Genomic DNA, 22,241 nt, shown 5'->3' with positions numbered 1-22,241 from the left:
GGGGCCGGAATGACTCTGGGGGTTCCCGGAGGGGCGCCCCCTGAGTCGTGGAGAGCCCGCGCCTGGCCTCGGAAGTCGGATTTTCAATCGGGCCTTCATTGAACACGAAGTTCGTGCAACACGAACTTCGTGTTAATCTGAGGCCCAGATGAAGAACGTCACCGTCACCATGGAAGACAGCGTCGCCGAGTGGGCGAGGCTGGAGGCGGCGCGGCGCAACACCAGCGTCTCGCGGTTGGTGGGCGAACTGCTCGCCGAGAAGATGCGCCACGACGACGCCTACGAGCGCGCCTTGCAGGACTGGCTGCATCGCGAGCGCACCTGGTCTTCCGACGGCCAGCCGTACCCGGGACGGGAGCTGCTGTGAGCGCCCTCGTTGACGACCTCGTCCGCGTTGAGCTGACCGCACCGGTCTTCGTCGACACCTCGGTGCTGATCCTCAGCGAGGACGGCGCTGATCCTGCGCGCCGCGCGCAGGCCATGGCCTGGCTGCGCTGCCTGTGGCAGCAACGCCTGGGGCGCACCTCCAGCCAGGTGCTCAACGACTTCTACCGCTCGGTGACGATGCACATCACCCCCGCGATGCCGAACGGCGACGCGCGGGCCGAGGTGCGCCGCTACCAGCGCTGGGCGCCCTGGGCGACCGATCATGCGACGGTCGAATCCGCCTGGTCGCTCGAAAGCCGCTTCTCGCTGCCGTACGCCGACGCGCTGATCGTCGCGGCCGCCAAGGCCCAGGGTTGCGAGACCGTGCTGAGCCTGGCGCTGCCGCACGGGCAGCTCTACGACAGCGTCCTGATCGTCGACCCGCTGCGCGCGCTGCCGGCAGGCGTCTCCCTCTCCGAATTGCTGCCCACCGCGGCGGTCGCCCCATGAAAGCTGCCCTCGATCGAGCCCTCGGTGTCCTGCGCGAGGACGTCCGCGCGATGCATGCGTACCAGGTGCATCCGTCGGCCGGCCTGATCAAGCTGGATGCGATGGAGAACCCGTTCCGGCTGCCGCCCGAGCTTCAGCGTGCGCTCGGCGAGCGCCTCGGCGCGGTCGCCATCAACCGCTACCCGGGCGAGCGCACGCAGGAACTGGCGCAGGCGCTGGCCGCGCATGCGAAGCTGCCCGAGGGCCAGGCGCTGATGCTGGGCAACGGCTCGGACGAACTGATCTCGCTGCTGGCGATGGCCGTCTGCCAGCCGGGCGAGCGCGTGGTCGTGCTGGCCCCGGTGCCCGGCTTCGTCATGTACGAACTGTCGTCGCGGTACCAGCACCTCGACTTCGTCGGCGTGCCGCTGACGGCGGACTTCGAGCTCGACGAGGCGGCGATGCTCGCCGCCATCGCCGAGCACCGTCCCGCCATCGTCTACCTGGCGTATCCGAACAACCCGACCGCCAACCTCTGGGACGACGCCGTCATCGAGCGCATCGCCCAGGCCGCGCCGGGGCTGGTCGTCATGGACGAGGCCTACCAGCCCTTCGCCGCGCGCGACTCGATGGCGCTGATGGCGCGGCATCCGCAGGTGCTGGTCATGCGGACGATGAGCAAGTTCGGCCTGGCCGGCGTGCGCATCGGCTACATGATGGGCAATGCCGAGCTGATCCGTCACATCGACAAGCTGCGCCCGCCGTACAACGTCAGCGTGCTGAACGCGGAAGCCGGCCTCTTCGCGCTGGAACACGCCGAGGTCTATGAGCGCCAGGCCGCCGAGCTGCGGGCCGAGCGCCAGAAGCTGCAGACCGCGCTGGCCACGTTGGCAAGGACCGTCGACCTGCACGCCTTCCCGAGCGAGGGCAACATGATCCTGGTGCGCGTGCCCGACGCCAACCGCCTGCATGCGGACCTGAAGTCGCGTGGGGTGCTGGTGAAGAACGTGTCGGGCATGCACCCGTTGCTGGCGCGCTGTCTGCGCCTGACCGTCGGCTCGCCGGACGAGAACGCGGCCATGCTGGCGGCGATCGACGCCAGCTTGAAGCCGGCTTGAGCAAGCCTGACGCAAGCCTGAAGGTCCACTGTCCCTCCTTGATCCCTGATCTCCCTGGAATCCCCATGAGCTCCGAACGCATCGCCGAAGTCCGCCGCGACACCAAGGAAACGCAGATCCGCGTGCGCGTGAATCTGGACGGCACCGGGCAGGCGTCGCTGAACACCGGCATCGGTTTCTTCGACCACATGCTCGACCAGATCGCCCGCCACGGGCTGATCGACCTCGACATCGAGGCCAAGGGCGACCTGCACATCGACGGCCACCACACCGTCGAGGACGTCGGCATCACGCTGGGCATGGCCGTCGCGCAGGCGGTCGGCGACAAGAAGGGCCTCACCCGCTACGGCCACAGCTACGTGCCGCTGGACGAGGCGCTGTCGCGCGTGGTCGTGGACTTCTCCGGCCGTCCTGGCCTGGCGATGGACGTCAAGTTCACCGCCGGATCGGTCGGCGCCTTCGACACGCAGCTGACCTACGAGTTCTTCCAGGGCTTCGTCAATCATGCGCTGGTGTCGCTGCACGTGGACAACCTCAAGGGCCACAACGCGCACCACCAGTGCGAGACCATGTTCAAGGCCTTCGGCCGCGCACTGCGCATGGCGATGACGCTGGACCCGCGGTCGGCCGGCGTGATCCCGTCCACGAAGGGCACACTGTGAGCGCCTCCGCAGCCTCCACCGTCTCCAAGGTCTCCCAGCCGCGCACCGTCGCGGTCGTCGACTACGGCATGGGCAACCTGCGCTCGGTGTCGCAGGCGGTGCTCGCCGCGGCGCAGGACCAGGGCGTGCGCGTGGTCATCACGTCCGAGCCGGACGAGGTCTATGCCGCCGAGCGCATCGTGCTGCCCGGCCAGGGCGCGATGCGCGACTGCATGCGCGAGCTCGCCGACAGCGGCCTGAAGGAGGCGGTGCTCGACGCCGCCGCGCGCAAGCCGCTGATGGGCGTGTGCGTGGGCATGCAGATGCTGCTGGACCACAGCGAGGAGCAGGACACGCCCGGACTGGGCCTGATCCCCGGCCGCGTGAAGCGCTTCCGCCTCGACGGGCAGCGCCAGCCCGACGGCAGCCGCTACAAGGTGCCGCAGATGGGGTGGAACCGCGTGCACCAGACGCGGGCGCACCCGGTCTGGGGCGAGGTGCCGGACGGGAGCTGGTTCTACTTCGTGCACAGCTTCTACGCCGAGACGTCGGACCCGCGCGACAGCGCCGGCGACAGCGAGTACGGCCCGCGCTTTACCTGTGCTGTGGCGCGGGATAACATTTTTGCCACCCAATTCCACCCCGAGAAAAGTGCCGCGTCCGGGCTCGCCCTGTATCGCAACTTCCTGCACTGGACGCCGTGAGCGCATGACGCCCGGCCTCCGGGCCGGTGCCGCGAGCCGCGCCCGCCGCGTTCTCGAGTCGTCCAGAACCTTCCCTTTCCTTCACCCCCACTGCCTCGGCCATGCTGCTGATTCCCGCGATCGACCTGAAAGACGGCAAATGCGTCCGCCTCAAGCAAGGCGACATGAACGACTCCACGACCTTCGGCGAGGATCCTGCCGAGATGGCCCGCCGATGGGTCGACGCCGGGGCCCGGCGTCTGCACCTCGTGGACCTGAACGGCGCCTTCGCCGGCAAGCCGGTCAATGAGGCGGCCATCAAGGCGATCCTGCGCGAGGTCGGCGACGACATCCCCGTGCAGCTGGGCGGCGGCATCCGCGACCTGGACACGATCGAGCGCTACCTGGACGACGGCCTGTCGTACGTGATCATCGGGACGGCCGCGGTGAAGAACCCCGGCTTCCTGCAGGATGCGGCGACGGCCTTCGGCGGCCACATCATCGTGGGCCTGGACGCCAAGGACGGCAAGGTTGCCACCGACGGCTGGAGCAAGCTGACCGGGCACGAGGTCATCGACCTCGCGAAGAAGTTCGAGGACTACGGCATCGAGGGCGTGATCTACACCGACATCGGCCGCGACGGCATGCTCACCGGCATCAACATCGACGCGACGGTGAAGCTGGCGCAGGCCCTCTCCATCCCGGTGATCGCCTCGGGCGGGTTGTCCAACCTCGCCGACATCGACGCGCTCTGCGCGGTCGAGTCCGAGGGCGTGAGCGGCGTGATCTGCGGCCGCGCGATCTACACCGGCGACCTCGACTTCGCCGGCGCGCAGCGGCGCGCCGACGAGCTGAACGGAGGCTGACCGGTGCTGGCCAAGCGGATCATCCCGTGCCTGGACGTGACCGGCGGTCGCGTCGTCAAGGGCATCAATTTCGTCGAGCTGCGCGACGCCGGTGATCCGGTCGAGATCGCGGCCCGCTACAACGAGCAGGGCGCCGACGAACTGACCTTCCTCGACATCACGGCGACCAGCGACGGCCGCGACCTGATCCTGCCGATCATCGAACGGGTGGCTTCGCAGGTCTTCATTCCGCTGACGGTCGGCGGCGGCGTGCGATCGGTCGCCGATGTGCGCCGGTTGCTGAACGCGGGGGCGGACAAGGTCAGCTTCAACTCGGCGGCGGTGGCCGATCCCGAGCTGATCCGCGCGGCCTCCGACAAGTACGGTGCGCAGTGCATCGTCGTCGCGATCGATGCCAAGCGTCGCCAGAACGCCGACGGCAGCACGGGCTGGGATGTGTACACGCACGGCGGCCGCAAGAACACGGGCCTGGACGCCGTCGAATGGGCGACGCGCATGGCCGAGTTCGGCGCGGGCGAGATCCTGCTGACCAGCATGGACCGCGACGGCACCAAGAGCGGCTTCGACCTGGCGCTGACGCGCGCGGTGTCGGACGCGGTGGGCGTGCCCGTGATCGCCTCGGGCGGCGTGGGCTCGCTGCAGGACCTGGCCGACGGCATCACGAAGGGCGGCGCCGACGCGGTGCTGGCCGCGAGCATCTTCCATTACGGCGATCACACCGTCGGCGAAGCCAAGGCGCTGATGGCGTCGCAGGGCATTCCGGTCCGCCAATGAGCAACTCCAGTGGGCGAGCCAAGGGCCGTGAGCGTGATCAGACCCCGGAGGTCGACGGCCTGCGCCGGTCCGGCCGGCCCGGCCCGCGGGTGACGGTGGGCGACGGCGCGGTCAAGCCGCGTCCGCGCGAGGCGGGACCGGGCGAGGTCCGCATCGTCGGCGGTGTCTGGAAGCGATCCAAGCTGCCGGTGCCGTATGTGGTCGGCCTGCGCCCGACGCCCGACCGGGTGCGGGAGACGCTGTTCAACTGGCTGGGGCAAGACCTGGCGGGCTGGCGGGTGCTGGACGCCTTCGCCGGCAGCGGGGCGCTGGGCTTCGAGGCAGCGTCGCGCGGCGCGACCGCCGTGACCTTGCTGGAGCGCGATGCGACGCTCGCGAACGCGCTGCGCGCCAATCTCAAGCGGCTGGACAAGGACGGCACGGTGCCGATGACGATCGCGAATGCCGATGCGCTCGCATGGATGCGTCGCGGAACGCCGGGATCGTTCGACCTGATCTTCCTGGATCCGCCGTTCGCGGAGGGCCTGTTCCTGGATGCGCTCACCGCGGCCGCGCCGCTGCTGGCCGAGAACGGGCTGATCTACCTCGAGTCGCCGGAGGCGATCGAAGCGCCGGCCGCGCTGGGCTTGTCCGTGTGGAAGGAAGGGCGGGCCGGGGCGGTGCATTACCGCCTGCTGCGCCGCGGCGGATAATCCGCCCCATGACCTCCCAGATCCTGCTGACGGCCGTCTACCCCGGCACCTTCGACCCGATGACCCTCGGCCACGAGGATCTGGTGCGTCGCGCCAGCCGGCTGTTCGAGCGCCTGGTGCTGGCGGTCGCGGCGGGCCATCACAAGAAGACGATGTTCAGCATCGACGAGCGGCTGGACATGGCGCGCCAGCTGGTGGCGCCCTATCCGAACGTCGAGGTGGTGGCCCTCGAGGGCCTGCTGAGCCACTTCGTGCTGGCCAACGGCGGCAAGGTGGTGGTCCGCGGGCTGCGGGCGGTCTCGGACTTCGAATACGAGTTCCAGATGGCCGGCATGAACCGGCAGCTGATGCCCGAGGTCGAGACGGTCTTCCTGCCGCCGTCGGACCACTACCAGTTCGTCTCCTCGACCTTCGTGCGGGAGATCGCCACCCTCGGCGGCGAGGTCGGCAAGTTCGTCTCGCCGCTGGTCCGCGAGCGCCTCGAAGAGCGCGTCGCCAAGAACCGCAGGGAGCAGTAAGCCATGGCGTTGATGATCACTGACACGAGAGGCGGAAACAGGCAAGGCATGCCTTGCCCCGCCGAGCGCGGCAAGCGCCTACGAGCGCTTGCCGTATTCGTCGGTTGCTGGGAGGGCGCAGTATGGCTCTGATGATTACCGACGAATGCATCAACTGCGACGTCTGCGAGCCCGAATGCCCCAACCACGCCATCTCGATGGGCGAGGAGTACTACCAGATCGAGCACAGCAAGTGCACGGAGTGCGTCGGGCATTTCGACGAGCCGCAGTGCGCGATGTTGTGTCCGGTGGCCTGCATCCCCGTCAATCCTGATCACGTCGAATCGCGCGAGACGCTGATGCAGAAGTACGTGCGTCTGACCCAGCAGACCGCGTGAGTCATTCGCCTACTTGAACGGGCAATTGAAGCACCGCACGCCACGGCGCAAGATCACCGCCTTCTGATTCCGGAACCCTTCTGAGCGTCGTGCAGTTGCCGATCGTCGGGCCGGGATCGCTTCATCGGAAGGAAGGTGAGATGGCGGACATCCATGATGTGGCGGACTACTTGATTGTGAAGCTCTGGGAGGCCGGCGAGCGTCCCAGCGTGCATCGGCTGCACAAGCTGCTTTATTACGTGCAAGGCTGGCACTTGGTTGTACACGACCGCCCGCTCTTCCCGGAGCGGTTCCAGGCGTGGATCCACGGACCCATCAGCAAGCCGCTGTTTGATCGCTTCTCTTGGGATCGTTCCTTGTACGGCGCCGTCGAGCTTCGCGACGTACGCGAAGGTTTTTCGTTCGATGTCTTCAGCGAGGTCGAGCGCAATCACATCGATCGCATCCTCGACGAATACGCCATTTACCCGACGTTCCAGTTGATGCGGATGTCCCGTGAGGAGTTGCCTTGGCTCAAGGCGCGAGGCCACCTGCCTCTTGCCGATCAATGCGATCGCGAACTCGACGAAGACTGCATGCGGAAGTTCTTCAAGTCGCAAATGGAGCAGGAACATGAAGCCCAAGGTATACCTGCGCAGGTCTGACTCGCCGCGGATGCGGGCTGCAGATCCTGCGCCAGTCGCAGAGAGGCCGACACCGCAGGGGCGACAGACGCGATCCTCAGGCAATCCCAAGTGGTCCTTCGGAATGAAGTTCTTCCGCGAGATCAAGTTCTTCGGCTTTGATTCGGCAGAGATCGACAAGCGTTGGATGGTCTCCATGTTCTATCGCTTGGGAGAGCTCTCCGGCTTGCGGGTGATGGACGTGATGCGCGACGCCGGTGTTCGAGAAGGCACGCTCCGCATTCATGACATCGATTGGTCTGCCCGCAATGCGCCGCTCGGGCCTGAGGACATCGATTGGATCGTGGAGGCGGATCATCCTCCTGGACGCGAGTTCTCCTTGATCCAGCTGGCGGTATCAAAGGCGGAGGGGCGTCTGATCGGGTTCTTCGACGAAGAAGCAATCTTCCAGATCGTGCTCTTCGATCCGCTGCACAACGCCCAGCCCAGCAAGTACAACGACTACAAGGTCCGTCTGTCCAAGCCGCTCGGCTGCGAGGTGACTGCACTGCGGCATGAAGTCGCGCAGGTGATGGCGAAGAGCCGTGAGCGCGCGTGCGGATGTGAGATCGACCTTGCTGCCGCGCTGCAATGGCGCCGCGACCAGCGTGGCAGCGCGATCGTCATGCCGGTCATCGACGGCACCGAGATCGAGGACGCCGACCAGCTCATCGCCGAAGGCCGCGTGGGCAGCTACCGAGACATCTTTGCAGCCGGCCTCGTGGCCGTGTTGGAGAGACGTCTCGATAGCTGAGGCCGAGGCTGAGGCGGACGTTGGAGCTCAGAGTTCCCAGCGCTCCGAGTAGTCGGGCGGCCGTGGCCATTGATCGGCTTGAGGCGGTCGGTCGGGATGCTCCCGCGCCCACCGCCTCGCCAGCATCCAACCGCCGTGGCTGACGATCAGCGCGCCGCCCGACCACGTCGAGGCGCGCTTGAGCAAAGCGGTGAGCGACTCGCCGCCCTCAGGCGCGAAGCGCGCGAAGTCCGCGACCCAGTCGTCGATCTCGTGCTTCGGAATCTCGGTCCATGGTCGGCCATCCCACGCGCCGAAATCGATCTCCGCGAGCGCCGCATCGATGCGATGCCGCCATCCCCATCGCTTGAGCCAGCGTCCGACGTCCGCGCAACGCCGCATGGGCGACGTCCACACCTCATGCGGCAAGTGGTGTCGCCGCGCGTGGGCCTGGATGCGCCGAGCAAGCCGTTTGGCGCGGCGTCGTTCCACCGGCAGGTCGCAGCGCGCGCCGACGCACAGGCCCTTTGCCCCTTCGGGCCGCGGATGCCGCCAGACAGTGACCTGGATGCCGGCACCGACGCTGGCAGGGGACTCATCGTCAGTCCGCCGGGAACAGCGGCGCCATCGCCAGGAACGCCAGCAGCGCGCCCAGCTCGACGATCTGCTGCGTTGCGCCCAGCGTGTCGCCGGTGTAGCCGTTCAGGCGGCGTTCCAGCATCGACTGCATGTAGAAGGTCAGGCCTGCGCTGACCACCACCGCCGCCAGCATCTCGGGCACGTTCTCTGGCGTGATCCACGCGCCGGCGACCGTCGCGAGCACCACCAGCGCCAGCGCGATGGCAAGGCCTGGCCCGCTGATCTGCATCGCCAGTGGCTTGGCCTTCGCATGGTCGGCGTCGCCGGCGTAGGGCAGTGCATGCAGCAGCCACACCGGCGCCGCGCGCGAAGCCACGTGCGCCCAGACGATCGCGACCATCGCGAGGATCGGGTCGATGTCGGCGAGCCCGAGCAGCACGGTCGCCTTCAGTCCCAGCACGAGGATGAGGCCCAGCGCACCGTAGCTGCCGATGCGCGAGTCCTTCATGATGGTCAGCGCCTTCTCGCGCGAGACCGCGCCGCCCAGCGCATCGCAGCTGTCGGCGAGTCCGTCCTCATGGAAGCCGCCGGTCAGCCAGACGCTGGCCGCCATTGCCAGTCCCACGGCGACGGTGGCCGGGAACAGCTGGAGCGCGCCCCACAGCACCAGCGCCGAGAAGCCGCCGATCACTGCGCCGACGAGCGGGAAGTAGCGCGCGCACTGCTGCAGCCAGTCGGGTTCGAACCCGACCCAGCGCGGCACGGGCACGCGCGTGAAGAACTGCAGGGCGACAAGGAAGAGGCGGATCTGATGCATGGACGCGGAAGGAAAACCGGCCGCGATGATACGAGCCGCTCTGCGCAGGACGCGCGGACAGCGAGCGCGGGTGGGGCCGGAATGGGGCGTGGGGTTCGCGGACGCGAGGCCCCATGCCCCGTGGAGCGCCCGCGCCTGGCCTCCCGCGGGGATCAGGCCGTCGGACGTCCCCGATCCCGCTCCAGCAGCCCCTCATACGCGATCGCGACATTGGCGCAGAAGATGTCGAGCATCTCCCGCCCTTCGTCGTCGAGCGGATCCGACAGCACCATGTACAGCAGGCTCTCGTTGCCCGAGTGCGTCCGGTAGTAGCCGATGAAGCGGCCGTTCTCGAAACTGCTTTCACGGGTCGACAGCGCGCGGTCGAGCGCCTCGCGGACATCGGGGGGCAGGTCGGTCACCTGGGCATCGGCGAGCAGGCCCTGGTACTCCGATGTCGCGGCCAGCACCTGCAGCCGGCCTTGCGCGTGCGAGGCCGCGTACATGCGGCTCGCGCAGAGGCCTTGCGCCTGGTAGCCCAGCATGTGCCCGACCTGCTCCAGCAATGCCGAGGCGAAATGGCGCAGGTTGCTCGAGTCGTGGATCTGCGTGATCGCGTCGATCGAGCGCCGCAGCGCCGCGCGCGACTGCGACAGGATCACGATGTCGCGGTACGAGCGCAGCGCCGAGTAGAAGACCGTGATCAGCTTGCGCTTGGTCAGCTCGGTCTTCTCCTTGTAGTCGTTGATGTCGTAGGTCTTGATGACGTGTTCTTCGGGCGCCTGACCGGGCTGCCCGGTGCGCAGCACGATGCGCACGTGGCTGTTGCGGAGCTCCTCGCGGATGAAGCGCGCGACGTCGAGGCCGGCGTGTTCGGACTCCATCACCACGTCGAGCAGGATGAGCGCGATGTCCTGGCGATCGCGCAGCAGGTCGCGGGCTTCCGCGCCGTTGTACGCATTGAGGAACTGGAGCTTCCGACCGGCGAACTCGAAATCCGCCATGACCAGCTGGGTCACCTGATGCACCGCGGGGTCGTCATCGACGATCATCACCAGCCAGGGGTCGAGCGGGCGCAAGCGGGCGTCTTCTCCGGGATCCGGCAGCTCGTCGGCGAACACCATGTCGGTCATCGGTTCCTCCCTGCTGATTTTGTTGCGGGCCATTATCAACAGCCGGGGTGACATGGGAAGCCTGGAATTCAGCAGGATGGCTCCAGCGGCATCGGACCGGTGCGGTCCCGGCCTTGCCGGGTCCTTTTGGTCTCGTACATCCGCAGGTCGGCACAGGCCATCAGCGCCGTCGCGTCGCGACAGTCCTCCGGGCAGCGCGACGCGCCCATGCTGGCCCGCAGCGGGAGGACGCGGTCGAGGTAGGTGAAGGGGCCCTCGACCGCCGCATGGATCCGCTGGAGCGTGGCTGCCAGCGTCGCCGCGGACCCCGCATGCGTCAGCAGGATCGCGAACTCGTCACCGCCCAGCCGGGCGACCGTGTCCGATTCGCGCGTGGTGTCCGCGAGCCGGCGGCTGAACTCGATCAGCGCCGCGTCGCCCGCCGCATGGCCGAGCGTGTCGTTGATGGGCTTGAGGCCGTCCATGTCCAGCAGCACGATGGCGATCGGCGGATCGCCGCGCTCGACCTCCGCGGTGGCGTGGCGCAGCCGGTCCATGAACAGCGAGCGGTTGGCCAGCCCCGTCATGTCATCGTGCGTGGCGCGATGGAACAGGTCGTCGCGCCCGTAACGCGTGGCCCAGTACATCGCCGCGCCGAGCACCTTCGACATCAGCGACAGCACCTCCACCTCGCGGTTGCCGAAGTTGCGGATGCGGGAGGAGAAGGCCTTGAGCACGCCGACCGGCGTGCCCTGGTGCGACAGCGGCAGCACGACCATCGAGCGCAGGCCCACGCGCCGGCAGGCCTCGAGGTCGACGCGGCTGTCGGTGTCGACGTCCTCGCAGATCAGCGGGATGCCCTGGCGCAGGCAGGTGCCGGAGAGGCTGCCGTCGCGGCGCACCCGCACGCCGAGCTGGTGGCTGGCGGCCCCGGCGACGGCGCGGTAGACCAGGTCTTCGCCCTCGGCCAGCTCGATGGCGGCGCCGTCGGCGTCCACGAGCTCCAGCGTGCCGTGGACCGACAGCGACATCACGCCCGCCAGGTCGAGCCCGAGCTGGGCGACCTGGCTGTGGATCTCGATGATGCGGAGTAGCGCTTCCCGGCTCGGCATCGACCGCCCCGAAAGGACCCGCTCCCTGGCCCACGACGGCCCCCTCCGCGCGCGCACTGGGTGCGTCGATGCGCGGGACCACCTGCCGTCGTGCCGCCAGTCTAGACCTGGCGCCCGCGCGATTCACCCCCGTTTCCGGTGACGTTGCGGCGCGGCACCGTCGCGTCTCGGGGAATCTCCCGATGGGAGCCATGTCTTTACGCTGTGGATACGAGGCATGCGCAGAATCGCGCCCCATGTCAGAAAACAAATCGTCTCCCGCCGCGATGGCGCCGTTCACCCCCTACCAGAAGCTGGCCGCCGGCCTGATGGCGCTGCTGCAGTTCTCCGTGGTGCTGGACTTCATGATCATGTCGCCGCTGGGCGTGATGATCATGCCGGCGCTGAACATGAGCTCGGGCCAGTTCGGCCTGGCCGTCTCCGCCTATGCCTTCAGCGCCGGCGCTGCCGGCCTGCTGACGGCGGGCTTCGCCGACCGCTTCGACCGCAAGCGGCTGCTGCTGTTCTTCTTCTGCGGATTCCTGCTGGGCACGCTGTGGTGCGGCCTGGCGACGAGCTTCCCCTCGCTGCTGGCGGCGCGCATCGTCACCGGGCTGTTCGGCGGTGTCATCGGCTCGATCGTCATGGCGATCACCGCCGACCTGTTCCCGCCGGCGCAGCGTGGCCGCGTGATGGGCCTGCTGCAAGGGGGCTTCGCGGCCAGCCAGGTGCTGGGCCTGCCGTTCTCGATCTACCTGGCCTCGCGCTTCGACTGGCATGCGCCGTTCATCGCGATCGTGCTGTTCGGCGTGCTCGCGGCACTCGTGATCGCCTTCAAGCTGCAGCCTGTGAATGCGCATCTGGGCGCGGCCGGCACCGGCCAGCACAGCGCGGCGCGGCACCTGTTCCAGACGGTGCGCATCCCGCGACAGCAACTGGCCTTCGCGCTGACCGCGCTGCTGACCACCGGCGGCTTCATGCTGATGCCGTTCGCCAGCGCCTTCGTCGTGCACAACGTCGGCATCCCGCTGGACCACCTGCCGATCATCTACCTGATCACCGGCATCTGCACGCTGGTGTTCTCGCCGCTGATCGGCCGCCTGTCCGACCGGATCGGCGCGATGCCGGTGTTCTACGCGGGCTGCGCCATCACCATCGCCACGGTCGCGTTCTACACGCACCTCGGCGCGTCGCCGCTGTGGGTGCTGATCGTGGTCAACGTGGTGATGTTCGTGGGCATCTTCTCGCGCATGATCCCGGCGCAGGTGACGCTGGCCGGGGTGCCCGCGCCGGAGCAGCGCGGCTCGTTCAACGCGATCAACTCGGCGCTGCAGCAGCTGGCCGGCGGGCTGGCCTCGCTGGTGGCCGGGCACATCGTCCACATCGGACCGGACGGCCACGTCAACGACTTCCCGTACGTGGGCTACGTCGTCATCGCCTCGACGCTGGTCGCGGCGCTGCTGATGCGACAGCTCGTGCGCGGCGGAGCGGCAGGCGGCGTGCCGGCCGCGGCCAAACCGCATTGAGTTCGCCCATCGATCCGTGAGGGAAGTCACGGATCGATCCGCCATCGTGCGAAACCGTCTAGAGTGAGCCCTCGAGCAGGGGGCCTGAGTTACGCGCGAGGAACATCCGATCTCTAGAATTCAGGGTTTTCACCGACCCGGAACTCGACCATGTCCACCGCGATCCGGCGCCTGAGCGGCGCCTTCGTCCTGTCCGCCGCTGCGCTGACGTCGCTGTCGGCGGCTGCTGCCGGCCCCGTCGTCGACACGATGGCCCGCATCAAGGAGTCCAAGTCGATCACGCTGGGCGTGCGCGAGGCGTCGCGTCCGTTCTCGTTCGTCAACGAGCAGAAGCAGGGTCAGGGTTACTCGGTCGACCTGTGCCTGGCGGCCGTCGACGAGATCAAGAAGGAGCTGAAGCTCCCCGAGCTGAAGGTCAACTACGTCGTCGTCTCCGGCGCGGACCGCATCCCGAAGCTCCAGAAGGGCGAGATCGACCTGGAATGCGGCTCGACGACCAACACCAAGGCGCGTCAGGAGCAGGTCGACTTCAGCTACACGATCTTCGTCGCGGGCATGCGCGTGCTGATCCCGAACGGTGCCAAGGTCGACTCGATCAAGGACCTGGACGGCATGACGATCGCGCTGGCCAAGGGCACGACCTCGGAGAAGCTGTTCACGCAGCTGAACACCTCCGGCGAAGCCAAGATGCAGCTGGTCCAGTACCCCAACAACACCGACGCCTTCAAGGCGCTGCGCGAGGGCAAGGCCCGCGCGTTCGCGCAGGACGATGCGCTGCTGCTGGGCCTGGCGTCCAAGGACAAGGCGCTGGACAGCCTGAGCCTGGGGCAGATGGCGTTCTCGGTGGAGCCCTACGGCATCATGATGCGCAAGGGCGACGCCAAGCTGGCGGCGGCCGTGGACCGCGCGCTGAGCCGCGTCTACAGCAGCGGCGAGATCGAGCAGCTCTACAACAAGTGGTTCCAGACCTCGGCGCTGTCGATCCCGATGAACCGCCTGACGCGCGACGGCTTCAAGCGTCCGAACCGCGAAGCCGGCGTGGCGATGCTGCTGGGCTACTCGATCTGATCGTCGATCTGGGCGGCGATCCGGGCGATCCGTCCGGATCCTGGTGAGCAAGCGGACCTTCGGGTCCGCTTTGCATTGGTGGGTCGGAAACGCGGGCGCTGGGGCAAGACCTGGACCCGCGTGGCCCGGTCGGACTCCCTAGCCCTTGGGGGATGCATCCGTGCGCATCGCCGGGACACTGCGCGCTTCCAGTTTCTGCAGGAAGTCCATGCGCTGTCCCGACCTCGTCCGCCGTTGCTCGTCGTCCCTGGGGCGAGTCGCCATTGCCGCCGTGTTGTCGGCGCCGCTGCTGCCTGCGCTGGCCCTGGATGTCCCGTCCGGCTGGACGCAGCGCGTGCATGAAGACGGACTGCTGCTGCAGCCCGCCGACCTGCCGCCGGGCCAGGTGATGCAACTCTGGGTCGCGCCGCCGGTGGACGTCGGGCGCGAGGAGGGCGTCGCCGCGCTCGCGCGCATCAAGGATCCGATGCGCGGTCTGGGCGCCGCGGGTCAGCCGACCTGCAGGACGCCGCAGATGCTGCAGGCCGGCGTGGTGCTCCAGAACTGCGTGGCGACCGTGAACGGCGCGCCGATCGAGACGCAGATCTACCTCCGCCCGGCGCGCAACGGCCAGGTCGAATGGCTACGGATCGCGTTCTCGCAGGACGAGGCGCTGCTGCAGCGATACGGCGGTGGATTGAAGACGCTGTCCTCGAAGTCCAATGAGCTGTGGCCCGCGTTGAAGGCCCTGGCGGGGGACGAGCGTCGCCAACGCGAAGCCGCCGAGCGGGCGGCCACGCTGGAGCGCCGTGCCGCCGCCGATCGCGCGATCCACGTCGCGCCGGGCAAGGGCGTGGCGGAGCGAGACATCGCCTTCCTGCTCTGGACCTGGTACCAGCCCAGCGGCGAGAGTCTGGTGGAGAACATCCACCTGCTGCTGAAGGACGGCACCGGCTACCGCAACCTCGACCTGCCGCCGGACGAGCTCGACATGGCCGCGGCGCGCAAGGTCAAGCCGGAGCGCGTCATCCAGTGGCGCCGCAACGGCGGCGACTGGCAGATCAGGGAGCGCGACGAGAAGGACTGGCGCACGATCCGCGGCACGCCCGCGACCCCGGCCTCGGCGGGACAGCGGCTCGACGGCACGTTCACCCACTCCTGGTACAGCATCCTGGGCGGCGGCAGCTCGCAGCAGCGCTTCCATTTCCAGCCGGACGGCAGCTTCGAGCAGACCGGCAAGTCGGTCTTCGGCACCGGCGCGATGGCGGCGGCCAACGGCGTGGCGGGGATGGCGACGAACACCTACTCGCGCGGCGGCAGCACGACGACCTCGTCGGTCAGCGCGGCCGGGGCGGGCGCGGGCGGCGCACAGCGACAGCGTCGCAACGGCGCCGAGTTCGTCGGCAGCTATCGGCTCGACCGTTGGGCCATGGTCGTCGAGCGCGAGAACGGCGAGCAGGAGCGGGTGCTCTTCGCGTTCAACGGCGACAAGCAGCGGGCGGTGTTCATCAAGGACATGGGTTATTCGAAATAGCGACCATCGGCCGGGACCGTGCGGCGATCCCGGCGTCGGAGGCTATCTTGCGGTGATGCCCTTCGCGCAATCCCTGATCAGCAGATCCACCAGCAAGCTTCCCTGCGTCGCATAGGTCCACTTGTCCGTCTTGAGCAGGATCGCGATGGGCTGAGTGGCATCGACCGAGCGATCGATCAACGCGACGTCGTAGGTCTTCGCCTCGTTGTCGAAGACCACCTCCGCATCCATCGACCGCTTGAGCGTCACCGCCACGCGCCGACGGTCCTTGCCGCTGCCTTGCTCGACCTCCAGCGCGCACCCGTCGCGCAGCGCATAGCGCCAGCGCGGACCCGGCGCGTCGCGGCCGACGACGTTGAGCTCGGCGACGCGCTGCGCGTTGTTCATGTCGAAGGGACTGATCAGCGGCCGGTCCTCGCCGGGATAGCCCTCCGAGCACGACACGAGCAGGGGCGCCAACACCAGCACGACCGCCACCCGCGCGACGTCACGCCACGACATCGGCAACCTCCGCGACCTCCACCACGCGGGACGCCAGCACCTTGTCGATGGTCTTGCCGTCCATGTCGACGATCTCGAAGCGCCAGCCTTCCCACTCGACCGTGTCTGCCTCGCGCGGCAGACGGCCGGTGAGCAGCATCATCATGCCGCTCAGCGTGTGATAACGACCGCGCTCCTCCTCCGGCACCTCGTCGAGTTCCAGACGGTCCTTCAGTTCCGGCACCGGGATGTGGCCGTCGAGCAGCCACGAGCCGTCCTCGCGCTGTACCGCCCATGCGGACGCCGGATCGCGCGGCTGGAACTCGCCGGTGATCGCCTCGACGAGGTCGTGCAGCGTGACCAGTCCCTGGACCTCGCCGTACTCGTCGATGACGAAGGCCATGTGCACGGCAGACAGGCGGAAGTTGGCCAGCAGCTCCATGCCGGTCAGCGTCTCCGGCACGTACAGCGCCGGCGCGAGACGCTCGTCCAGGCGCGGCTGGCGCTGGCGCAGCATCTCCGACAGCAGCTGGCGCGCGTTCACGACGCCGACGATGTCATGCAGCCCGCCGCGCACGACCGGGAACAGCGCGTGGTCCGAGGCCTCGATGCGCGCGAGCGTCGTCTCCATCGGATCGTTCAGGTCCAGGCAGACCACGTCGCGGCGCGACACCATCAGCGAGCCGATCTGGCGGTCGTCCAGGCGGAAGACGTTGCGCACCATCGCGTGCTCGTGCGACTCGATGACGCCGGCGCTGGTGCCTTCGGCGAGCACGGCGTGGATCTCTTCCTCGGTGACGTTGAAGGCCGCCGACTGCTTCACGCCGAGCAGGCGCAGCAGCGCGTTGGTCGAGCCCGACAGCAGGCGCACGAAAGGCTTGGTCGCCACGGCCAGCGCTGCGATCGGGCGCGCGACCAGACGGGCCACGGCCTCGGGGTTGGACTGGCCCAGGCGCTTGGGGACCAGCTCGCCCAGCACGATCGAGAAGTAGGTGATCAGCACGACCACCAGACCGGTCGCGGCGCCGCTGGCGTACTCCGCCGGCACGCCGTGGGCGGTGATCCAGAGCGCCAGCGGCCCGGCGAGCGCGGCCTCGCCGACGATGCCGTTGAGCACGCCGATGGAGGTGATGCCGATCTGGATGGTCGACAGGAAGCGGGTGGGATCCTCGCCCAGCTTGACGGCCGCGGCGGCGGCGCTGTCGCCGTCGTCGATGAGCTTCTGCAGGCGCGCGCGGCGCGCGGTGACCAGTCCGATCTCGGACATGGCGAAGAGGCCGTTGAGCAGGATGAGGAAGAAAAGTAAGGCGATTTCCATGATGGATGAGGAAGGAGCGCGGCTCCATCGACCCTCGTGGTCGAGGGACGAGGCGGAGACGACGCAGACGCACGCGAGCGCGGAATGCGCGACGCGTGCCGAAAGGGACGGGCGAGGAGGGGAGGCGGCGGAGCGCCTCGGCGCGGGCTACACGGGAGGCGTCAGGCGCGCGGCGGCCGCAAGGGCGGCTGCGGGCAGCGCTGAGGCTCGTGCAGCTGGGGCGTGGGGAGCGGGCTCACCTGCGGCGGCGCGACGCGCAGGGGGCGCGTGTCGGGCTTGCAGTGGTCCGGCATGTCGTCCGAGGTGTCGCCGAGCTCGAAGAGCAGGGCGGCGACGTCGGCAGCGTGGGCGTCGTCGACGCTCGCCTGTGACGTGGTGATGGCGGCGACGGTGGGGTCGACAGGTTGCCCGTCGACCAGCAGGTGCTGCGCATGCGAGACGCCCGCGGCGAACATCGTCACGCCGGCGGCGGCGATGCCGTACGCGGGGACGAGGATCGTCAGGACAAGGATGCGAAGCCAGCGGGTCACGGGCGTGATTCTATCGAGACACCGTTGTTCGATCGCACGTGACCGGTGCCGAGGCTAGGCAAGCACCTTCAGATAGCCGGGCGGCACAGCGTCCGTCAGCCACACGCCGTTCTCGGTCCTGAAGAACAGATGTCCGTCGCGGTGCATCCGGCCTGCGTCGATTTCCAGCAGCACGACCTTGCCGTAGCGCGCTCCGACCTGACGCGCGGTGTCCGCGTTCTCGCTGAGATGCACATGGTGGCGTTGTCGCTTGTCGAGTCCCTGGGCGAGGATGGCGTCGAGGAAGCGGGTCGCGGTGCCGTGCAGCAGCGTCTCGGGCGGTGTCACCGGAGGCAGGTCGAGCACCACCTCGACGGAATGCCCCTGGTTGGCGCGGATGCGCAGGCCGTCCTCGCTGAAGGCGAAACGCTGCTTGTTGTTGGTCTCCACGATCTCGCGCAGCAGCGCCCGATCCAGCCGCTTGCCCGCGGCCTGTGCGCCGGCGATCAGCGCATCGACCGCGACCCAGCCGTTTTCGTCGAGCGTGAGGCCGAGCGTCTCCGGCTTGTGGCGCAGCGTCAGGCTGAGCAGCTTGCTGAGCGAGGTCAGCGTCTTGTCGTTGATGGTGTTCATCCCATCTCTCCCGTTCATCTGGTTCTTGTCGTTGTTGTGTTGATGTCTCCGATGGAGTTGTATTGTGCAACCCATTGAAGGTTGCACAATACAACCCTCCAACGATCCGATCAAGCCCGAACGACGATGACCACCGACCCTTCGCGCCGGAAACCACAGCCCGGCCCCGCGGCCCCGTCCTTTCCGTTGCCGTTCACGACGGTCGACGTGGTGATCTTCTCCGTCGTCGAGGACCAGTTGCGCGTGCTGCTGGTACAGCGGCCGTCGAAGGAGGACGAGCCGTTCCCTGACCGCTGGGCGCTGCCGGGCGGCTTCGTCGACATTGACCGCGACCGCGATCTGGAAGCCTGCGCGCGGCGCAAGCTGTCGGAGAAGACGGGCGTCGCCAGCCCGTACCTGGAACAGCTCGGCAGCTGGGGCGGCAAGGACCGTGATCCGCGCGGCTGGTCGGCGACCCACGTGTACTTCGCGCTGATCCCCGCCGACGGCGTGACGCTGGCCAAGGGCGCCAACGCCGCCGACGTCGGCTGGTTCGAGGTGGAGACGCTGCTCAAGCGACCCCGTCTGGCCTTCGACCACGCGGCGATCCTGAAGGCCGCCGTCGAACGGCTGCGTGGCAAGGTGGAGTACACGTCGCTGCCGGCGTTCCTGCTGCCCGAGGCCTTCACGCTGCCGCAGCTGCAGCGCATGTACGAGGTCGTGCTGGGCCGGCCGGTCGACAAGAGCGGGTTCCGCACGCGGATGCTCGCGGCCGGGTTCCTCGAAGAGGCGGGAGCGATGGCCGGCGACGCCAACCGCGCCGCGATGGGGTATCGCCTGCGCGATCGCAAGACCGCGGTGGTGTTTCCGCGGACCTTCAGCCCCAGACAGGGCGAATGACCCTGGCCGTCGGGCGCTGATCCGTCGCGGTCAGAAGTCCCGCGTGTCGCCGCGGCTCGCGCGAAGCGCCGCTGCGACGTGGCGCTCGATGCCGCCCTTCCGGGACGGCGACCCCGATCGACGCCATGTCCGTGGACGATGCCGACGCGGACGCAGCGATCGCGGGGCGATCTTGCCGGGCTGAACGCAAGCCGCCGCGCGCGGCCTCATCCCTGGAGGAACGGTTCGATCCACCGTTCGAAAGCATCCTGCCACTCCCGCTGCGCGGCCTCGAGGATAGGATCCGGATCGTCGACCGGCGCCAGCTGCAGCTGTCCCCGCAACCATCCGATGTAGGCGTCGAGCCGCTCGCTCTTGCGGTAGTGATGCTCGCTGCGGAAGTAGTGGATGCGGTCGAAGTCGATGCGCGGTTCCACGTCGCAGGTGCTGACGCGCAGCAGCTCGCGGACGTCGCGCGCGACGATCCACTCGCCGCCTTCGTCGCCGAAGGCCACCACCGGCCAGCGGTCCGGCATCGGCGGCTGCGACGGGTCCGGATTCCACAGCGCGTAGAACGAGCCCGACGCGGTCGCCCGCGCGAACGGGATCAGCCGGGACAGGAAGGCGGGATCCGCCGACCAGCCTCGGCGCAGGCCGTCATGGCCGTCCTGGGTCAGTGTCAGCGCGGCGGAATAGTTGCCGTCGCCGATCTCATCCTGGAAGCGGAGCAGCTTGCGCAGGGATTCGGGAACGGGCAGACCGCCGAAAGGGGCGGCGAAGTCGGTCGGATCGATCATCGGGGAGGAACGGGAGTCGGTACAACGACCGGCTGGACCCGGCCGGCCCCGCTGCTCTGGACAGCAGTGGAGCCGCCGCGAATCTAGCGCCCATCGGGGTTCCCGTGACATGACCTTCGTCCACCCACGCCTCCGCCGATGTCCCCTGACCCGGCGTCGCACGCGTTATGTGCGTCAGCGCACCTTTTCGAGCGGGCGCACCTTCATCGCGCGGATCTCCGGCCGCAGCCACCTGCGCACCAGCGGTCCTTCGAGGAGCTCGCCGTCGCTGCACACGGCCCACACCCGGGGATCGAAATTCCGGTCCCCGTACAGACGGGCGGGCGGCGTGAACTGCATCTGGTCGATCGCCATGCCCTCGTTGCAGTCCGGATGATCCTTCTTCACGTTGCGCCCGATGGCTTCGGAGAGCGCGTCCAGTCCCTCGGGCTGGAACAGCGATTCGGTCGCCACCGTGGCCATCGTCCGTTGATCCAGGAGCACCGCCGTGTTGGCGGCCGACGGCCGGACACCACCGTAGGCCTCGTGGCTTTCGAAGCTCACGAACGGCCCGAACGCGTGCGTCGCGTTGAGCATCACGCGCGTGGTCTCGCACCCGGCCGTCGATGCGGTCGCCTTGACCCGGGCGATCAGTTGCCGGTCGTTGAGCCGGGTGCGCTCCTGGTCGCTCAGGTCGCCGCACTCGCTGAGCCTTTCAGACCAATGCGCGCGAACCCAGTTGTTCAGGCGGTCCGTTTCCGCGCGGTCCCCGCCGATGAAGACCGAATAGCTCCAGCTCACGTCCACGTCTTCCTGTGACGCCGCGTCGCAGGTTTCGCAGGACTTCGCCTGGACCTTGAACTCGTAGGTGACGTCACGGACCCGCAACGGCGTGGTCCACGGTTCGGCGGCGATCGCGGCGGCGACGGGGCTCAGCAGCAGCACCGCCACCAGGGAGCGCGGGTGGAAGCGCACGGTGGTCACCACGGCGTCGCCGCCGCCGTGCCCTGGTGATACCGCATCTGCCAGCCCGCCGCCGTCTTCAGCCACAGCGAGGACCGCAGCGTGTGGTGGATCAGCGAGCCATCCTCCTGCCGATGCGCCGAGCGGTAGGTCAGCAGCGCCGCGTCAGGGGCGAGCGGCGCGATGCGGAACTCGTCCGGCACGACCTTCGGTGGCTCGTGGTCGTCGGCGAGCCAGCGGATGATGGTCTCGCGGTCGTACTGGCGGCCGGAGCGGCCGACCTCGTGGAACTCCGGGTGCAGCAGCTGCGACAGGCGCTCGGCGCTGCAGCGCACGCCGGGGTGGTGAAGCTCGACTTCCAGGGCGCGGAGTGTGTCGAGCAGCGAAGCATCGATGTCGGTCATGGCGGCGTTGAACGGGATGACTGCTGAAGGATAGCCTCGGCCATCAGCGGGCCTGGGACTGCCAGTTCACGAGGTCGGTGCGGATCGGCTTCATGACGCGTACTTCTGGTTTCAAGGCGCGACGGACCTGGATGCCCCGATACAGATTGATCTCGTCGCACGCGTCCCACGTCGGCATGTCGTAGGGACGTTCGTAGGTCAGGAGATCGGGTGCCTGAAAGAGTGCCCCGTCAATCGACGGCAGGTCGCCGCAGTCTGGATGCTCCCGAGCCACCGAGGCCCGGAACGCTTCCGACAAGGTCAGTGCCGCGCGCTCGTCGAAGAGTTCACCCATCGCCACTTTCGCCAGTGTGTCGCGATGGATCAACAGGTTCGCGCGGCCGTGGCTCATGCGGTGGAGCCCCGCCATCTCGCCGAAGCGCGTGAACGAGAGATACGACCCGAAGCCGCCGAGGGCCACCACTTCGGATTGGATGGTGGCACAGCCGTCCGCCTTCGACGTGGCCTTCACATGCGCGACGATCTCCTCGTCGCGCATCGTCACCAGTTGGTCGAGCGGCAGCTCGGCACCGCAATCGCCGATGCCTTCGAGCCACCAGCGTCGCAGCCACCCGTTGAGTCGCTTGATCTGTTCCGGCTCTCCGTCGAGGAACACCGGATAGCTCCAGGTGATATCGAGGTCGCGGTAAGCGAAGG

General features: G+C 68.2%; 28 protein-coding genes. 16 read left to right on the top strand and 12 right to left on the bottom strand.

Going from position 1 to position 22,241, the window contains the following annotated elements; all coding sequences use genetic code 11:
• Positions 1–148: 148 nt before the first annotated feature.
• The 12 genes from ACQ859_RS27185 to ACQ859_RS27130 all read left to right on the top strand — a co-directional run bounded on the left by ACQ859_RS27185 (position 149) and on the right by ACQ859_RS27130 (position 7,940).
• Positions 149–367 carry a CopG family transcriptional regulator gene (locus ACQ859_RS27185; protein ID WP_088408424.1) on the top strand — a complete coding sequence of 73 codons (219 nt, stop codon included), beginning with the start codon at positions 149–151 and terminating at the stop codon, positions 365–367.
• Positions 364–876, top strand: coding sequence for a PIN domain-containing protein (locus ACQ859_RS27180; protein ID WP_431263589.1), 513 nt, complete (start codon positions 364–366; stop codon positions 874–876). Before ACQ859_RS27185 ends, ACQ859_RS27180 begins: the two co-directional genes overlap by 4 nt.
• Entirely contained in the window at positions 873–1,973 is a 1,101-nt protein-coding gene (hisC, locus tag ACQ859_RS27175) for a histidinol-phosphate transaminase (RefSeq protein WP_431263588.1), read from the top strand. Before ACQ859_RS27180 ends, hisC begins: the two co-directional genes overlap by 4 nt.
• A gap of 65 nt (positions 1,974–2,038) precedes the next feature.
• The gene (gene hisB / locus ACQ859_RS27170; protein ID WP_088408422.1) at positions 2,039–2,635 is read left to right on the top strand and encodes an imidazoleglycerol-phosphate dehydratase HisB; all 597 of its coding nucleotides are present in this window, start codon (positions 2,039–2,041) and stop codon (positions 2,633–2,635) included.
• Complete coding sequence (gene hisH / locus ACQ859_RS27165) at positions 2,632–3,318, top strand: imidazole glycerol phosphate synthase subunit HisH (protein WP_431263587.1); 687 nt, start codon at positions 2,632–2,634, stop codon at positions 3,316–3,318. The genes hisB and hisH overlap by 4 nt, the downstream gene beginning before the upstream one ends.
• Before the next feature lie 101 nt (positions 3,319–3,419).
• Positions 3,420–4,163, top strand: coding sequence for a 1-(5-phosphoribosyl)-5-[(5-phosphoribosylamino)methylideneamino]imidazole-4-carboxamide isomerase (hisA, locus tag ACQ859_RS27160; RefSeq protein ID WP_431263586.1), 744 nt, complete (start codon positions 3,420–3,422; stop codon positions 4,161–4,163).
• Positions 4,164–4,166: 3 nt separating this feature from the next.
• Positions 4,167–4,937 (top strand): imidazole glycerol phosphate synthase subunit HisF, encoded by a 771-nt coding sequence (hisF, locus tag ACQ859_RS27155; protein WP_431050423.1) that lies wholly within the window; start codon positions 4,167–4,169, stop codon positions 4,935–4,937.
• Positions 4,934–5,629, top strand: coding sequence for a 16S rRNA (guanine(966)-N(2))-methyltransferase RsmD (gene rsmD, locus ACQ859_RS27150; protein WP_431263585.1), 696 nt, complete (start codon positions 4,934–4,936; stop codon positions 5,627–5,629). The genes hisF and rsmD overlap by 4 nt, the downstream gene beginning before the upstream one ends.
• A gap of 8 nt (positions 5,630–5,637) precedes the next feature.
• Positions 5,638–6,147: a pantetheine-phosphate adenylyltransferase gene (gene coaD / locus ACQ859_RS27145; RefSeq protein WP_431263584.1), complete on the top strand. Its 510-nt coding sequence runs from the start codon at positions 5,638–5,640 to the stop codon at positions 6,145–6,147.
• Between the two features lie 122 nt (positions 6,148–6,269).
• Positions 6,270–6,524, top strand: a complete 255-nt coding sequence (locus ACQ859_RS27140) for a YfhL family 4Fe-4S dicluster ferredoxin (protein WP_431260799.1) — start codon at positions 6,270–6,272, stop codon at positions 6,522–6,524.
• Between the two features lie 89 nt (positions 6,525–6,613).
• Positions 6,614–7,168 carry a Panacea domain-containing protein gene (locus ACQ859_RS27135; protein WP_431263583.1) on the top strand — a complete coding sequence of 185 codons (555 nt, stop codon included), beginning with the start codon at positions 6,614–6,616 and terminating at the stop codon, positions 7,166–7,168.
• Between the two features lie 103 nt (positions 7,169–7,271).
• Positions 7,272–7,940, top strand: a complete 669-nt coding sequence (locus ACQ859_RS27130) for a hypothetical protein (protein WP_431263582.1) — start codon at positions 7,272–7,274, stop codon at positions 7,938–7,940.
• Positions 7,941–7,967: 27 nt separating this feature from the next.
• Here the strand turns inward: ACQ859_RS27130 and ACQ859_RS27125 are convergent, their stop codons facing one another.
• The 4 genes from ACQ859_RS27125 to ACQ859_RS27110 form a co-directional block, all read right to left on the bottom strand.
• Entirely contained in the window at positions 7,968–8,489 is a 522-nt protein-coding gene (locus tag ACQ859_RS27125; protein WP_431266665.1) for a histidine phosphatase family protein, read from the bottom strand.
• A 31-nt stretch (positions 8,490–8,520) separates the two neighbouring features.
• Entirely contained in the window at positions 8,521–9,315 is a 795-nt protein-coding gene (locus ACQ859_RS27120) for an adenosylcobinamide-GDP ribazoletransferase (protein WP_431263581.1), read from the bottom strand.
• A gap of 152 nt (positions 9,316–9,467) precedes the next feature.
• Positions 9,468–10,427, bottom strand: coding sequence for a DUF3369 domain-containing protein (locus ACQ859_RS27115; RefSeq protein WP_431263580.1), 960 nt, complete (start codon positions 10,425–10,427; stop codon positions 9,468–9,470).
• A gap of 68 nt (positions 10,428–10,495) precedes the next feature.
• Positions 10,496–11,518, bottom strand: a complete 1,023-nt coding sequence (locus ACQ859_RS27110; protein ID WP_431263579.1) for a diguanylate cyclase domain-containing protein — start codon at positions 11,516–11,518, stop codon at positions 10,496–10,498.
• A gap of 236 nt (positions 11,519–11,754) precedes the next feature.
• Here ACQ859_RS27110 and ACQ859_RS27105 point away from each other — a divergent pair, with 236 nt between their 5' ends.
• The 3 genes from ACQ859_RS27105 (at position 11,755) to ACQ859_RS27095 (ending at position 15,604) form a co-directional block, all read left to right on the top strand.
• The gene (locus ACQ859_RS27105; RefSeq protein ID WP_431263578.1) at positions 11,755–13,023 is read left to right on the top strand and encodes an MFS transporter; all 1,269 of its coding nucleotides are present in this window, start codon (positions 11,755–11,757) and stop codon (positions 13,021–13,023) included.
• Positions 13,024–13,173: 150 nt separating this feature from the next.
• On the top strand, positions 13,174–14,091 hold the full coding sequence (locus ACQ859_RS27100; RefSeq protein WP_431263577.1) for an amino acid ABC transporter substrate-binding protein: 918 nt from the start codon (positions 13,174–13,176) through the stop codon (positions 14,089–14,091).
• Between the two features lie 208 nt (positions 14,092–14,299).
• A complete protein-coding gene (locus ACQ859_RS27095; RefSeq protein ID WP_431263576.1) occupies positions 14,300–15,604 on the top strand; it encodes a hypothetical protein in 1,305 nt (434 codons plus the stop codon).
• 42 nt (positions 15,605–15,646) lie between these two features.
• On the opposite strand, the gene ACQ859_RS27090 is transcribed toward ACQ859_RS27095, so the two are convergent.
• From ACQ859_RS27090 to ACQ859_RS27075, 4 genes are all read right to left on the bottom strand, one after another.
• Complete coding sequence (locus tag ACQ859_RS27090) at positions 15,647–16,105, bottom strand: hypothetical protein (protein ID WP_431263575.1); 459 nt, start codon at positions 16,103–16,105, stop codon at positions 15,647–15,649.
• Positions 16,092–17,402 carry a hemolysin family protein gene (locus ACQ859_RS27085; protein ID WP_431263574.1) on the bottom strand — a complete coding sequence of 437 codons (1,311 nt, stop codon included), beginning with the start codon at positions 17,400–17,402 and terminating at the stop codon, positions 16,092–16,094. Before ACQ859_RS27085 ends, ACQ859_RS27090 begins: the two co-directional genes overlap by 14 nt.
• Positions 17,403–17,563: 161 nt before the next feature.
• Positions 17,564–17,932: a hypothetical protein gene (locus ACQ859_RS27080; protein WP_431263573.1), complete on the bottom strand. Its 369-nt coding sequence runs from the start codon at positions 17,930–17,932 to the stop codon at positions 17,564–17,566.
• Positions 17,933–17,986: 54 nt separating this feature from the next.
• Positions 17,987–18,544, bottom strand: a complete 558-nt coding sequence (locus tag ACQ859_RS27075) for an RNA 2'-phosphotransferase (RefSeq protein WP_431263572.1) — start codon at positions 18,542–18,544, stop codon at positions 17,987–17,989.
• Positions 18,545–18,670: 126 nt separating this feature from the next.
• On the opposite strand from ACQ859_RS27075, the gene ACQ859_RS27070 reads away from it, so the two are divergent.
• Positions 18,671–19,423 (top strand): NUDIX hydrolase, encoded by a 753-nt coding sequence (locus ACQ859_RS27070; RefSeq protein WP_431263571.1) that lies wholly within the window; start codon positions 18,671–18,673, stop codon positions 19,421–19,423.
• A gap of 206 nt (positions 19,424–19,629) precedes the next feature.
• Here ACQ859_RS27070 and ACQ859_RS27065 read toward each other — a convergent pair whose 3' ends face one another.
• The 4 genes from ACQ859_RS27065 to ACQ859_RS27050 all read right to left on the bottom strand — a co-directional run bounded on the left by ACQ859_RS27065 (position 19,630) and on the right by ACQ859_RS27050 (position 22,200).
• Positions 19,630–20,199: a hypothetical protein gene (locus ACQ859_RS27065; RefSeq protein WP_431263570.1), complete on the bottom strand. Its 570-nt coding sequence runs from the start codon at positions 20,197–20,199 to the stop codon at positions 19,630–19,632.
• 174 nt (positions 20,200–20,373) lie between these two features.
• On the bottom strand, positions 20,374–21,165 hold the full coding sequence (locus tag ACQ859_RS27060; protein ID WP_431263569.1) for a hypothetical protein: 792 nt from the start codon (positions 21,163–21,165) through the stop codon (positions 20,374–20,376).
• Positions 21,159–21,545 carry a DUF4440 domain-containing protein gene (locus ACQ859_RS27055; protein WP_431263568.1) on the bottom strand — a complete coding sequence of 129 codons (387 nt, stop codon included), beginning with the start codon at positions 21,543–21,545 and terminating at the stop codon, positions 21,159–21,161. Before ACQ859_RS27055 ends, ACQ859_RS27060 begins: the two co-directional genes overlap by 7 nt.
• A gap of 43 nt (positions 21,546–21,588) precedes the next feature.
• Complete coding sequence (locus tag ACQ859_RS27050; protein ID WP_431263567.1) at positions 21,589–22,200, bottom strand: hypothetical protein; 612 nt, start codon at positions 22,198–22,200, stop codon at positions 21,589–21,591.
• Positions 22,201–22,241: the final 41 nt, after the last annotated feature.

Source organism: Roseateles chitinivorans (genome assembly GCF_050632235.1).
In the GTDB taxonomy this organism is placed as follows: Bacteria; Pseudomonadota; Gammaproteobacteria; order Burkholderiales; family Burkholderiaceae_C; genus Roseateles; species Roseateles chitinivorans_A.
The sequence above is the reverse complement of the archived record's forward strand: the minus strand, read 5'-3'. Positions and strand labels throughout refer to the sequence as shown.

Excerpts from the sequence above, each read along its gene's own strand:
- ACQ859_RS27070 (WP_431263571.1), top strand. The coding sequence starts at position 18,671 with ATGACCACCGACCCTTCGCGCCGGAAACCACAGCCCGGCCCCGCGGCC.
- ACQ859_RS27130 (WP_431263582.1), top strand. The coding sequence starts at position 7,272 with ATGAAGTTCTTCCGCGAGATCAAGTTCTTCGGCTTTGATTCGGCAGAG.
- ACQ859_RS27140 (WP_431260799.1), top strand. The coding sequence starts at position 6,270 with ATGGCTCTGATGATTACCGACGAATGCATCAACTGCGACGTCTGCGAG.
- ACQ859_RS27100 (WP_431263577.1), top strand. The coding sequence starts at position 13,174 with ATGTCCACCGCGATCCGGCGCCTGAGCGGCGCCTTCGTCCTGTCCGCC.
- hisC (WP_431263588.1), top strand. The coding sequence starts at position 873 with ATGAAAGCTGCCCTCGATCGAGCCCTCGGTGTCCTGCGCGAGGACGTC.
- ACQ859_RS27065 (WP_431263570.1), bottom strand. The coding sequence starts at position 20,199 with ATGATCGATCCGACCGACTTCGCCGCCCCTTTCGGCGGTCTGCCCGTT.
- rsmD (WP_431263585.1), top strand. The coding sequence starts at position 4,934 with ATGAGCAACTCCAGTGGGCGAGCCAAGGGCCGTGAGCGTGATCAGACC.
- ACQ859_RS27185 (WP_088408424.1), top strand. The coding sequence starts at position 149 with ATGAAGAACGTCACCGTCACCATGGAAGACAGCGTCGCCGAGTGGGCG.
- ACQ859_RS27120 (WP_431263581.1), bottom strand. The coding sequence starts at position 9,315 with ATGCATCAGATCCGCCTCTTCCTTGTCGCCCTGCAGTTCTTCACGCGC.
- ACQ859_RS27075 (WP_431263572.1), bottom strand. The coding sequence starts at position 18,544 with ATGAACACCATCAACGACAAGACGCTGACCTCGCTCAGCAAGCTGCTC.
- hisB (WP_088408422.1), top strand. The coding sequence starts at position 2,039 with ATGAGCTCCGAACGCATCGCCGAAGTCCGCCGCGACACCAAGGAAACG.
- coaD (WP_431263584.1), top strand. The coding sequence starts at position 5,638 with ATGACCTCCCAGATCCTGCTGACGGCCGTCTACCCCGGCACCTTCGAC.
- ACQ859_RS27090 (WP_431263575.1), bottom strand. The coding sequence starts at position 16,105 with ATGTCGTGGCGTGACGTCGCGCGGGTGGCGGTCGTGCTGGTGTTGGCG.
- ACQ859_RS27085 (WP_431263574.1), bottom strand. The coding sequence starts at position 17,402 with ATGGAAATCGCCTTACTTTTCTTCCTCATCCTGCTCAACGGCCTCTTC.
- ACQ859_RS27095 (WP_431263576.1), top strand. The coding sequence starts at position 14,300 with ATGCGCTGTCCCGACCTCGTCCGCCGTTGCTCGTCGTCCCTGGGGCGA.
- ACQ859_RS27055 (WP_431263568.1), bottom strand. The coding sequence starts at position 21,545 with ATGACCGACATCGATGCTTCGCTGCTCGACACACTCCGCGCCCTGGAA.
- ACQ859_RS27105 (WP_431263578.1), top strand. The coding sequence starts at position 11,755 with ATGTCAGAAAACAAATCGTCTCCCGCCGCGATGGCGCCGTTCACCCCC.
- ACQ859_RS27110 (WP_431263579.1), bottom strand. The coding sequence starts at position 11,518 with ATGCCGAGCCGGGAAGCGCTACTCCGCATCATCGAGATCCACAGCCAG.
- ACQ859_RS27115 (WP_431263580.1), bottom strand. The coding sequence starts at position 10,427 with ATGACCGACATGGTGTTCGCCGACGAGCTGCCGGATCCCGGAGAAGAC.
- hisA (WP_431263586.1), top strand. The coding sequence starts at position 3,420 with ATGCTGCTGATTCCCGCGATCGACCTGAAAGACGGCAAATGCGTCCGC.